The organism is Kitasatospora sp. MMS16-BH015 (assembly GCF_002943525.1).
GTDB lineage: Bacteria > Actinomycetota > Actinomycetes > Streptomycetales > Streptomycetaceae > Kitasatospora.
The window spans coordinates 2,727,895-2,740,225 of record NZ_CP025394.1 but is presented as its reverse complement, the minus strand read 5'-3'; the positions used below and the strand labels follow the sequence as shown (position 1 = coordinate 2,740,225).

Sequence of the window (12,331 nt, the reverse complement as noted above, 5' to 3'; positions counted from 1 at the left end):
ACGGTCGTCGCATGGCCGATCTGGCGCGCAAACGCAACGAAGAGCTCGCCCGGATACTGCACCAGCTCGGCTGGAGCCCCGAGCGGCTGGCCCGCGAGGTGAACGCAGCCCTCCCCGCCGCGCTGGCGATCAGCTCCACCGCCCCCTACAAGTGGCGCGACCGGGGCATGGTGCCCCGAGCCCCGCACGACCAGGCGGTCTGCGAGGTGCTCGGCCGCACCCTGGGCATTGCCGTCACGTACGAGCAGCTCTGGGGGCAGATGGGCAGCAACCGGGGAGCCAAGATCCTCTCGCCCAAGCTGCTCACCGACCCGTGGACGGCCGACACCGCCCAGACCGCGCTCCGCGAGGCCGGCGCCGACGCCGTGCCCGTCCGCCTCACCGACCTCTTCCGGGGCGACGAGCTCGAACAGGCCGCCCGGCACTGGGCCTCGCCCCCGCCCGAGGTGACCGGCGGCGAGGGCGCGCTGCGGATCGCGGCCGAACAGCTCACCGACCTGCGGCTCAGCTACGAGAGCAAGCAGCGCTTGGAACGCACCTACGGTGGCGGCCTGATCCTCGACCTGGTCAAGGCCGAGCTCGCGATGACCGGCAAGCTGCTCGAACTCGGCTCCTACGACGAGCGGCTCGGCCGCGAGCTCTACGGCGCGGCCAGCCGGCTGGCCCGGCTGGTCGGCTGGGCCAACTACGACCTCGGGCACGACGCCGCCGCCCAGCGGGCCTTCGTGGCCGCGCTGCGGGCCGCCCACGTCTCCGGGGACCCGCGGCTCGGCGTGAGCGTGGTCGGCTGCCTGGCTGCTCAGGCCACCCACAACTCCGGCGGGCGCGGACTGGACGCGGTGGCGATGCTCTCCACCGCGCTGCGGGCGGCCGACGGTGTGCTCACCCCGCGCGAGCGGGCCTTGCAGCTGGGGCGGATAGCCCGGGCGCACGGCAAGAAGGGCGAGCAGATCAGCTGCGAGGCGGTCGCCGACCGGGCCTTCCTCGCCCTCGACGGCGAGGCCGGGCACAGCCAGGAGCTGGCCGACCTGGAGGGCATGGTGGGGGAGGGCTACCTCTTCCTCGGCGACCACGACCGCGCCCAGCACCTGCTGCACAGCGCCGTCGCCGCCCTCTCGCCCGAACGGGCCCGGGTCAAGGCGCTGCTGATGGTGCGGCTGGCCGACTCCTATCGCCGCACCGGCGCGGACGCCGAGGCCGCCCGGACCGCCGACGAGGCGCGGGCGCTGGCGGCGGGCATGCAGTCCGTCCGGGTGGCCCGGGCGCTTCGGGACTTCGACGCGGCCGTCCGGGAGCCGGTCTGAGGCCGATCCGCAGGGGCTTTCGCGGTACTCGCGGTACTCGCGGTACTCGCGGTACTCGCGGTACTCGCAGTGTTCGGGGCGTCTGGGGCGGCTGGGTGCGTTCGGGTGTCCGGGGGTGTCGGGGTATCCGGGTGCATCGGGGTGTGTCGAGTGGGCGGGAGCGGACAGTGGGTCGGCGGTGCCGTCCCGGGCCGGGCTGACCGGCCGTGCGGGTGCTGCGGTCGGCTGGGAGAGGGCCTTGTCGGACGGGCTGCCCTGCGACTTCGGGGCGTGCGGTACCCTGAGGCCATGCGAACCGTGTGCCTGCTCCTTAGCCGGCCGCGCTGACCAGGACCGGCCCGGGTGCCGGAGTCGGCGTGGCGTCCCCTCCTGCGAGGGGCTTTTTTGTTTTCCGCCCCCGCTACGCCCCTGTCCCGGTGAGCACCCGCCCTCGTCGCCGGTTCGCAATCTGACATCGATGGAGCCCGAAGGACCATGAGCGAGACGACCCCTGCGGCCGAGGCCGCGACCGAGCCCTTCCGCTACGGCGCTGCGCTGGCCGCCGAGATCGAGTCCCGCTGGCAGGACGTCTGGGAGAAGGAGGGCACCTTCAACGCCCCCAACCCGACCGGCGCCCTGGCCGACCCAGCCGCCGGTGACGTCGCCGCGAAGCCGCACAGCTTCATCATGGACATGTTCCCGTACCCCTCGGGCGCGGGCCTGCACGTCGGCCACCCGCTGGGCTACATCGCCACCGACGTCTACGCCCGCTTCCAGCGGATGACCGGCCACAACGTGCTGCACACGCTGGGCTACGACGCGTTCGGCCTGCCCGCCGAGCAGCACGCCGTGGCCACCGGCCAGCACCCCCGCATCACCACCGATGCCGCCATCGCCAACATGCGCCAGCAGCTGCGCCGCCTGGGCCTGGGCCACGACCCGCGCCGGTCGATCTCCACCATCGACCCGGACTACTACCGCTGGACGCAGTGGATCTTCCTGCAGATCTTCAACTCCTGGTACGACACCGAGGCCCAGAAGGCCCGCCCGATCGCCGACCTGATCGCGCAGTTCGCCGACGGCTCGCGCGCCGTCCCCGGCGGCCGCGCCTGGTCGGAGCTGTCCGGTGTCGAGCGGGACGAGCTGCTGGGCGAGTACCGGCTGGCGTACAGCAAGGAGGTGCCGGTCAACTGGTGCCCCGGGCTGGGCACCGTGCTGGCGAACGAGGAGGTCACCGCAGACGGTCGCTCCGAGCGCGGCAACTTCCCCGTCTTCAAGTCGAACCTGCGTCAGTGGATGATGCGGATCACCGCGTACTCCGACCGCCTGATCGCCGACCTGGACCTGCTGGACTGGCCCGAGGCCATCAAGCTGCAGCAGCGCAACTGGATCGGCCGCTCCGAGGGTGCCCGGGTCGACTTCGCGGTCGGTACGGACGCGATCACCGTCTTCACCACCCGCCCGGACACCCTGTTCGGCGCCACCTACATGGTGCTGGCCCCCGAGCACGCGCTGGTCGACTCGATCGTCCCCGCGGCATGGCCGACGGAGACCCACGGCGACTGGACGGGCGGTCACGCCACCCCCGCCGAGGCCGTGGCCGCGTACCGTGCGGAGGCCGCCGCCAAGTCGGACGTCGAGCGCCAGGTCGACGCCAAGGTCAAGACCGGTGTCTTCACCGGTGCCTACGCGACCAACCCGGTCAGCGGCGAGCAGGTGCCGGTCTTCATCGCCGACTACGTGCTGATGGGCTACGGCACCGGCGCGATCATGGCGGTGCCGGCGCACGACCACCGCGACTTCGCCTTCGCCCGCGCCTTCGACCTGCCGATGCGCTGCGTGGTGGCCCCGACCGACGGCCGCTCCGACGACCCGTCGACCTGGGACGACGCCTTCGACACCTACGACTCGGTGATCGTCGCCTCCGCTCGCGAGGGCCTGTCGCTGGACGGCCTGAGCGTGGTGGAGGCCAAGGCCACCGCGACCGCCTGGCTGACCGCGAACGGGCTGGGCGAGGGCACCGTCAACTACCGCCTGCGCGACTGGCTGTTCAGCCGCCAGCGGTACTGGGGCGAGCCCTTCCCGATCGTCTACGACGAGGACGGCGCGATGCACGCGCTGCCCGAGTCGATGCTGCCGGTCGAGGTGCCCGAGGTCGAGGACTACTCGCCGCACACCTACGACCCGTACGACGCCACCTCCTCGCCGAAGACCCCGCTGTCGCGCAACGAGGAGTGGGTCAACGTCCAGCTGGACCTGGGTGACGGCCTGCGCAGCTACCGCCGCGAGACCAACACCATGCCCAACTGGGCCGGCTCCTGCTGGTACGAGCTGCGCTACATCGACCCCGCCAACTCCGCTGCCGTGGTCGACCCGGCCAACGAGGGCTACTGGCTGGGCCCGACCGCGCAGAAGCCGGGCGGCGGCGCCGACCTGTACGTCGGTGGCGCGGAGCACGCGGTGCTGCACCTGCTGTACGCCCGCTTCTGGCACAAGGTGCTGCACGACCTGGGCCACGTCTCCTCGGTCGAGCCGTTCCACAAGCTGTTCAACCAGGGCATGATCACCGCCGACGTCTACCGCGACGAGCGGGGCTTCCCGGTGCCCGCCGCCGAGATCGAGGAGCGGGACGGCAAGTACTTCTGGCAGGGCGAGGAGGTCAAGCGCGAGGCCGGCAAGATGGGCAAGTCCCTGAAGAACGCCGTCGCGCCCGACTCCATCTGCGACGAGTACGGTGCCGACACGCTGCGCCTGTACGAGATGTCGATGGGCCCGCTGGACGTCTCCCGCCCGTGGGACACCCGCGCGGTGGTCGGCTCGTACCGCTTCCTGCAGCGTCTGTGGCGCAACATCGTCTCGGAGGCGACCGGCGAGCTGGTCGTCACCGACGAGACGCCCGACGAGGCGACCCTGCGCGCCCTGCACAAGGCGATCGACGGCATCCGGGGGGACATGGCCGGCCTGCGGTTCAACACCGCCGTGGCCAAGGCGATCGAACTGAACAACTTCCTGGTCAAGCGCGGCTCGACCCCGCGCGAGGTGGCCGACCAGCTGGTCCTGATGATCGCCCCGCTGGCCCCGCACATCGCCGAGGAGCTGTGGCGCAAGCTGGGCCACGAGGGCTCGCTGGCGCACACCGACTACCCGGTCGCCGACCCGGCGTACGTGGTGGACGAGGCCGTCGAGTGCGTGGTGCAGATCAAGGGCAAGATCAAGGCCCGGCTGCAGGTCGCCCCGACCATCTCCGACGCCGAGCTGGAGGCGCTGGCCCTGGCCGACCCGGCCGTGGTCGCCGCGATCGGTGACGCACCGGTTCGCAAGGTCATCGCCCGGGCGCCGAAGCTGGTGAACATCGTCACGGGCTGACGCCCTGCTCCGCTCTCGGGGCTCTCCTCGACCCAGGTCGAGGAGAGCCCCGAGACGGTTGAGGGAAGCCTCGAGGGGATCGGGGGCAGCGCTGTGGCGGTCGGGGGCGGTGCCGATGGGGTTGAGGTGAGCCGCGCGGTCTCCGGGGTGGTGCCTGCGGTCTCCACGGCGACCCCCGAGTCGGTCTCCCTGACCCCTGAGGTGGTCAGGGAGAGCCCTGAGCCGTCCCTGATCTCTGCCGGGAATCCCCCGTACCGAGCGTTCGTTCCCGCTCCGGCGGGCTACGGTGGAGGCCCGGGTCAGCGGTGGAGGGTGGCGGACGATGGACGCACTGGGAGTGGTGTTCGGACTGATGTTGCTGTTCGGAGTAGCGGTACTGAGCATGCTGGTGGTGGCCGGGGTCAAGGCCGCCAAGGCGGTGGCCGCCAAGGTCGACCGGGCCGAGGCGAACGCCCGCCGCCAGGTCGAGAACGTCACCCTCAAGGCCAAGAGCTTCACCAAGCCCGGCGCCCAGGGTCGCCTCTCCGCCGTCCGGCTCGGCCTTCGCACCACCCTGGACAGCACCCGCAAGGTCCTGGAGGCAGGCCTCCCGCAGGACTCCCAGCTCGCCGAGCCGCTCCAGCTCCTCGCCCGCCTCGACGACCACGCGGCTGAACTCGACCGCGAACTCCGCCTGCTCGAGCGCGAGCCCGACCCGGTCCGGATCGAGACCAAGCTCCCCGAGCTGTCCGAGCGCGCCGACCGCATCACCCACGCCGCCGAGTCCATGCGCTGGGCGGCCCAGGACCGCCTCCACCGCTTCGCCGCTGACGAGCTCTCGCGGCTCGCGGAGGAGTGCGAGCAGGAGGCCGGCGCCCTGCGCCACTGGGACACGGCTGCCGCCGGCGCGTCCGCTTCCGCCCAGGCTGCTGCCTCGGGTACCGGCTCCGCTTCAGCGGGTTCTGCTCCAGCAGGAGCCACTCCGGTGGACTCCACCCGGAAGGGGATCGGCTTCGGTGGACAGCAGCTGAGCACGGAGGAGTTCCTCGGGCTCACCAAGCAGCGGTTGCGCAAGCAGACGGGCTGACGGGTTTGCAGCTGACGTCCCGTCCGATGGAGCTCCGCCGGGTGATGTCCCACAAGGCCCGTGGCGGAGCTCGTCGAGTGGCCCTCGCTCTCCGCAGGTACCCGAGGCGCTCGCCGTTCACCTTCGGTTACGTCTGCCTGCTGCTGATCACCCACTACTGGGTCGGCCACGTGCTGTCGGGTACGCAGGCCGACTCGGTGCTGCAGTACGTGAGCACCAACCTGGACAACCTCGCCGACCATCCGGTGCAAGCCCTCCTCGGCAGCGCGCTCTTCCCTGCGGGGACCTTCACCGACATCACCTCGCTGGGCTTCGCCTCCACCGTGCTCACCTTCGGCGTCGGCATCTGCTGGCTGCTCGCCCGGGCCGAGCGGCGATGGGGTGCGCGCCGGGCTTTCGGCGTCTTCCTCGGCGGCCACGTCGGTGCCACGCTGCTCACCGCCGGGGTGATCGCCCTCGCCCTGCGGCACGGCTGGTACGAGGAGGACATCCGGAACAGTCTCGACTACGGCATCAGCTACGGCGCCCAGGCCGTCCTGGCGGCCTCCACCACCGCCCTGCCGCGGCGGTACCGCCCGCTCTGGGTGGCTCTGGTGCTGGTTTGGCCGCTGGGCGGTGCGGAGTGGCCCGGCCCGCTCCCGGACTTCACCACCATCGGTCACCTCCTCGCGGCCGGCTTGGGCTTCGCCGCTCTGGCGATTCGGCCACCGGCCGGGCGGCGTGGTGCTGACGGAGGAACAGGTGCGGATGCCGGCGCCGGCGCCATCGTTGACGCGGCCATCAGCTCCGGGTCCGAATCGGGCTTCGAGTCTGGCTCCGAGCCTCACTCGGGAGCGGGAGCGGGAGCGGGAGCGGGAGCGGGAGCGGGAGCGGGAGCGGGTGCCGGCTCCGGCGCCGACTCCGATTCGGGCCCCGGCGCCGAACCCGACTCGGGCTCGGGTTCGGATTCGGGTTCGGGTTCGGAACCTGGTTCCGACCTCGGCCCTGGCTTCGCTGCCGGTGGTGGGGCTGGTCATGGTCTTTCCTCCGGTCGTGGTCATGGTCGTGCTCACGGGCTTGATGCTGGTCATGGTTCTGGCTTCGACAGGGATGCCGGCTCCGGTTCGGATGCTGCTGCTCTGCCGCGCGCCACCTTGTTCGTCGACCCCGGTTCGATCGCCGACCGCCCGGCGGCGCGGGGTCGGTCCGGTCGTGAGCCGCTGTCTTCTCGGGCGGACGGGGAGTAACCTCCGCCTCATGCCCGACCAGCTCGCACTCGTCACCGATTCCACGGCCTACCTCCCGCAGGACGCCATCGACCGGCATCGGATCACCGTGGTGCCGCTCAGCGTCGTGGTCGGCGACGAGGTGCTGACCGAGTGTGTCGAGATCTCTCCGAAGGACGTCGCCGAGGCGATGCGGGCCAAGCAACGGGTCACCACATCCCGTCCGAACCCCGAGACCTTCGCCGCTGCCTACCGTGCCGCCGCCGAGGCCGGGGCCACCTCTGCCGTCTCGATCCACCTCTCCGCTGAGCTCTCCGGCACCCACGAGGCCGCCCAGTTGGCCGCTGCCGAGGCCCCGATCCCGGTCCGCGTGGTCGACAGCCGCCTGGTCGGCATGGCCCTCGGCCACTCCGTCCTGACTGCTGCCGAGGCGATCGCCGCAGGCCTCGACGCCGAGGCAGTTGCCGCTGCTGCCGAATACCGGGCCGCCCGCACCACGAGTTTCTTCTACGTCGACACCCTCGAACACCTCCGCCGGGGTGGCCGGATCGGTGCTGCCCGCGCTCTTCTCGGCTCGGCCTTGGCGGTGAAGCCCCTCCTGCACCTCTCCGCCGGTCGGATCGAGCCCCTCGAGAAGGTCCGCACCGCCTCTCGGGCGATCGCCCGCCTGGAAGAGATCGCCGTCTCCCAGGCGGGTGACGCCCCTGTGGACATCGTGGTCCATCACCTTGCTGCCGAGGACCGCGCGGAGCCGCTTGCCGAACGGCTCCGGGAGCGAATCCCGGGTCTGCGTGAGCTGTACGTCGGTGAGGTCGGAGCCGTGATCGGTGCCCACGTCGGCCCGGGACTGCTCGCGGTGGTCGTCGCACCCTGTTGACGTTCTGCCATCTCACCCTTGTTCCGCCTTCCAGCAAACCCACTCGTTCGGGTGATTAACGGCTGTGGATTTCTCAAGGGGTGGAGCTGTCTTCACCCGTTTATCCACAGCTTTTTGACGGGGCGTGGCGGCTCAGGCTTAGTGCCCTAGCGTCCTCGCCATGAAGACGATGAGCTTGAGCGCGACGAAGCGCCGAATGAACACTGAGACCGTTCGAGACCGGATGGCTCTCCTGTTCACCCCCGTCTGTCTGCCCGCCTTCGCACCTGACGACGAGTGGGGTGACGGCCCCGGCCCGCAGACCGGAGGTGCCAGTAGCAGTGCCGGGAGTGGTGCCGACCACGGGCCTGGTGCCGGCTCCGGCGGACCTCGCGGGCGGCCCGCGCCGCCACCTGCTGTCCACGTCGAGGAGCCGCTGGGTCTGCCGCCGGTGACACCTCGCCTGGGGCTCCGCCACGGGCTGCTGCTGGACCGAAGAACCATCCTCGGCTTGGCCGTCCTCCTCACCCTCGCGCTGGGCTACGCCGTCCAGCACTTCTGGCTCGGTCGCCCGCAGGAGGTCGCTGTTCCACCCCTCGCCACCGATTCGGCCTCGGCCGCTCCCGCATCCTCCTCGACCAAGTCGGCCGCCAAACCCGCTGCCGGTCGCTCCGCCATCCCCGATCTGGTCATCGACGTCGCAGGCAAGGTCCAGCACCCTGGCCTGCTCACCCTCCCCGCCGGCTCCCGCGTTGCCGACGCCCTCCGCGCAGCCGGCGGTGCCCTGCCCGGTACCGATACCGCCACTCTCAACCTGGCCAGGGTCCTCACCGACGGCGAGCAGCTCATCGTCGGTGCCCCGCCCCCTCCCACCACCTCAGCCGCTCCCACCACCCCGCTCAGCCTCAATCACGCCACCGCTGAACAACTCGACACCCTCCCCGGCGTGGGCCCCACCCTCGCCCAACGCATCACCCTCTTCCGCCGCGAACACGGCGGCTTCCAATCCCTCGACCAACTTCGCCAAGTCACCGGCATCGGTGACCGCAAATTCCTCGATCTCCGCCCTTTCCTCACCCTCTAGCCGCCCCCATCCGGGAAGCCGAGAGGCTTCGTCGGCCCGAAATCCGCTCTCCGCACTGTCCGTCTTCACCCCGCTCCGTCCCGCCCCGAGCCCCGAGCCCCGCCCCGCCCCGCCCCGACCTGACCCCACCCCGACCCGCCCCGACCTGCGACCTGCTCCAGACGCATCCACCCCGACCCGATCTACCTCACCAACCCTGCCCAGAACGAGGCTGCCGTGCCCTCTGACCTCCGACTCGTGGCCCCCGCTGCCTCGGCCTGGGCCGTCACCGCTCTCACTCTGACCGCATCCCCCGCCCACCGCGCCCTCCTCCCCATCGCTGCCCTCGCCGCTGCAGCGACTGCCCTCCTCCTGCTGGCCGTCACCGGCCTCTACCGCCGTGCTGCGACCACAGTCGCAGCAGCGCTCCTCACCGCCTCCGCCGCGACCTTCACCACCCTCCTCCACACGGCAGACCTTCACCGCGGCCCCATCCCCGCCCTGTCCCGGCCCACTGCGCCTCCGCTCCCCGCCTCCGACCCCAACCAGTCCGTCCTCACCTCGCCCTCCGTCCCCACCGCGCCCTCCGGCCCCACCTCGCCCTCGGCGTCCAATGAGTCCTCCACTTCCGCCGAATCACCGAACCCGACCGAGCACCCCATCCCGTCCCCCGACCTCACCGTCGACCTGACCATCACCGGCGACCCCAAGCCCCACTCCTCCCGCACCCGAGGAACCGCGCCGACACAGCCGCTCCTCACCATCCGAGCCACCGTCGACCGCGTCGAGCTCCCCACACCCGTCCGCACCAGCACCCCCGTCACCCTGATGGTCCGCTCCCAGGAGGCGGCTGCCTGGCAACCACTGCTCCCGTCCACCCGCGTCCGCACCACCGTCCGAGTGCTCCCCACCGACCCCCGAGCCGGCGCAGCCGCCAGCACCAACACAGCCGCCCTCCTCCTCGCCCGCACCCCGCCCCAGCAACTGGCTCCGCCCAACTTCGCCCAGCGCCTCGCCGGGACCCTCCGTGCGGGCCTCCGCCGAGCCAGCGACCATCTCCCCGCCGACACCCGAGGCCTCCTGCCGGGCCTGGTCGTGGGCGACACCTCCCGGCTCCCCGACGATCTCGCCGAGGCCTTCCGCGCCACCGACCTCGGTCATCTCACCGCAGTCAGCGGTGCCAACCTCGCGATCATCCTGACCGTCCTGATCGGCTCCTCGACCAGCTCCGGATCACGCCCCACTCTCGGCCAGTCGTCACCGACGGATCCCTTCAGCTCCTTCCCACCTCACGACCCGAACCAGCCCCGGCCACCGATCTCCGGACACGCCACCCCGCCGAGCCACCGACAACCCGAGCAAGCCCCTGACTCGCCCTTCGCGCCAACCGTCAACTTGGCCTCCACGACCACCCACCACGCTCCCACTCCCACCCCAACGTCACCTCCCACCCCAACGCCACCTCTCATCCCTACAGCAGCTCCTGGCCGCACTCCTGCTCCCGCTACTGAACTCCCGCGACGGTCGGGTCTGGCCGGTTTCCTCGGCCTCTCACTCCGCACCACCGCCCTCCTCGGTACGGCCTTCACCCTCGCCTTCGTGACCATCTGCCGACCCGATCCGAGCGTGCTCCGGGCTGCCGCCACTGGGCTGATCGGTCTGCTCGCCCTGGCCACGGGCCGTCCTCGCCGGGCCCTCACCGCCTTGTCCGCTGCGGTCCTCACCCTGGTCCTGCTCGACCCGGCCCTCTCCCGTTCCTACGGATTCCTGCTCTCCGCGCTGGCCACCACCGGTCTCCTCACGCTCGGCCCGCCCTGGCAGGCGGCGCTGCTGGCCCGTCGCTGGCCTCACCACCTGGCCTCCGCCGTCGCGGCTACGGCCGCTGCTCAGGCACTCTGCGCGCCGGTCACGGTGTTGCTCGCCCCTCGGGTCAGCCTGGTCGCGATCCCGTGCAACGTACTCGCGGAAGCAGCCGTGGCCCCGGCCACGCTGCTCGGGTTCGCCACCCTCGCAGTCGCCCCGTTCTCACCAGTTGCAGCCCGCGTCCTCGCCGATCTCGCAGCCCTCCCCACCGCATGGCTGACCGCAGTGGCCCGACGCGGCGCTGCTCTCCCCGGTGCTCAACTCGACCTCCCGGCAGGCATCTTCGGTGCGGCGCTGCTCGCAGTAGCCACGGTTGCCCTCGTCTGGTCGACCCGCCCACTCAGCCCCGGCAACCGTGTTCTCCTCCGGGCCTTCCTCAGCCACCGCGATGCCAGCTCCCGCCCAAGCCCGAACTCGCGCTCCAGCGCATCGAGCCCACCCCACACTGGCCCCCGTTCGCATCGCCACCCCGCTTCCCGTCCCCACCCCCATCCCCCTTCCCGTCGTCGGATCCGACTCGCGCCCGTCGCCCTCATCACCACCGCGACCTCGGTCCTGGTCGCCGTCCTGCTCCGCCCGCCTCTCCTCACCCGGATCGCCACTGGTTGGCCGCCCGCCGGCTGGCGGTTGGTCATGTGCGACGTCGGCCAAGGCGACATGACGGTGCTCCCGGTCGCCGCGCTGGACGGAGCGTCAAGCGATGCCGCAGTCGTCATCGACGCCGGTCCCGATCCGCGTGCCGCAGATACCTGTCTGCGGTCGCTTGGCGTCAGCCGGGTGCCGTTGGTGATCCTGTCCCACTTCCATGCCGACCACGCCGAAGGGCTGCCCGGAGTGCTGCGCGGGCGGACCGTCGGCGCGCTCCAAGTCACTGCACCGGAAGGACCGGTGGGGGAGCAGGCCCGAGTGCAAGGCTGGGCCACCGCCGCCCACGTCCCGGTGGTCCGGGCCGCCCAAGGCGAACACCGCAGTGCTGGGAAGGAGTTGTCCTGGGAGGTGCTCTGGCCGGAGGCTCATCCCACCGGGGTCGCCACGGGGGCCAACAACGCGAGCGTGACCCTGCTCGCCACCGTAGGCCCCCCGGCGGATCCGTTGCGACTGGCTCTGCTCGGTGACCTCGAGGCCCCGGCTCAGGCCGCCCTCCGGGGGAGTGTCCGGCCGCCCTCAGTGGATGTCCTCAAGGTGGCGCACCACGGTTCGGCGAGCCAAGACTGGGAGCTCGCCGCCGATCTCAACCCCAGGCTGGCTCTGATCTCCTGCGGCGAAGGCAACACCTACGGCCATCCGTCCTCGCAGACGCTCGACCACCTACGTGCGCTGGGCGCCACCGTGCTCCGGACCGACCGCGCGGGAGACATCGCCGTACTCGGTGGCTCCAGCACCCTCCGCGCGGCCACTCACCCCCACCGCCACCTGGCCGGCGCACCGGCTCGCTCCCCGCCCATGCCTCGCCCATCTCGCCCCACTCCACGGCCGCAACACCCCCACGGCTCGCCCCCACGACCCCGCCCCCCTGACGTAGCCCTCTGACGTCACTCCCCCCCGGGGCCCACCACCCACCACTTCTGGACGCACCTGCGCCGAGCAACCCGCACCTTCCCAGCCCTTCGAAATTCGTTAGGAGGTAGG

General features: G+C 71.6%; 7 protein-coding genes. All 7 read left to right on the top strand.

Annotated elements, in window-relative coordinates:
* Positions 1-11 precede the first annotated feature (11 nt).
* The 7 genes from CFP65_RS11875 to CFP65_RS11845 all read left to right on the top strand — a co-directional run bounded on the left by CFP65_RS11875 (position 12) and on the right by CFP65_RS11845 (position 12,232).
* Positions 12-1,304 carry a hypothetical protein gene (locus CFP65_RS11875; protein ID WP_104816075.1) on the top strand — a complete coding sequence of 431 codons (1,293 nt, stop codon included), beginning with the start codon at positions 12-14 and terminating at the stop codon, positions 1,302-1,304.
* Positions 1,305-1,778: 474 nt separating this feature from the next.
* Complete coding sequence (gene leuS, locus CFP65_RS11870) at positions 1,779-4,649, top strand: leucine--tRNA ligase (RefSeq protein ID WP_104816074.1); 2,871 nt, start codon at positions 1,779-1,781, stop codon at positions 4,647-4,649.
* A gap of 322 nt (positions 4,650-4,971) precedes the next feature.
* Positions 4,972-5,715, top strand: a complete 744-nt coding sequence (locus tag CFP65_RS11865) for a hypothetical protein (protein ID WP_104816073.1) — start codon at positions 4,972-4,974, stop codon at positions 5,713-5,715.
* A gap of 77 nt (positions 5,716-5,792) precedes the next feature.
* The gene (locus CFP65_RS11860) at positions 5,793-6,941 is read left to right on the top strand and encodes a rhomboid-like protein (RefSeq protein WP_104816072.1); all 1,149 of its coding nucleotides are present in this window, start codon (positions 5,793-5,795) and stop codon (positions 6,939-6,941) included.
* A 10-nt stretch (positions 6,942-6,951) separates the two neighbouring features.
* Positions 6,952-7,797, top strand: coding sequence for a DegV family protein (locus CFP65_RS11855; protein WP_104816071.1), 846 nt, complete (start codon positions 6,952-6,954; stop codon positions 7,795-7,797).
* A 430-nt stretch (positions 7,798-8,227) separates the two neighbouring features.
* On the top strand, positions 8,228-8,860 hold the full coding sequence (locus tag CFP65_RS11850; RefSeq protein ID WP_217368156.1) for a ComEA family DNA-binding protein: 633 nt from the start codon (positions 8,228-8,230) through the stop codon (positions 8,858-8,860).
* A gap of 216 nt (positions 8,861-9,076) precedes the next feature.
* On the top strand, positions 9,077-12,232 hold the full coding sequence (locus CFP65_RS11845; protein WP_254552351.1) for a ComEC/Rec2 family competence protein: 3,156 nt from the start codon (positions 9,077-9,079) through the stop codon (positions 12,230-12,232).
* The last annotated feature ends 99 nt before the right edge of the window (positions 12,233-12,331 follow it).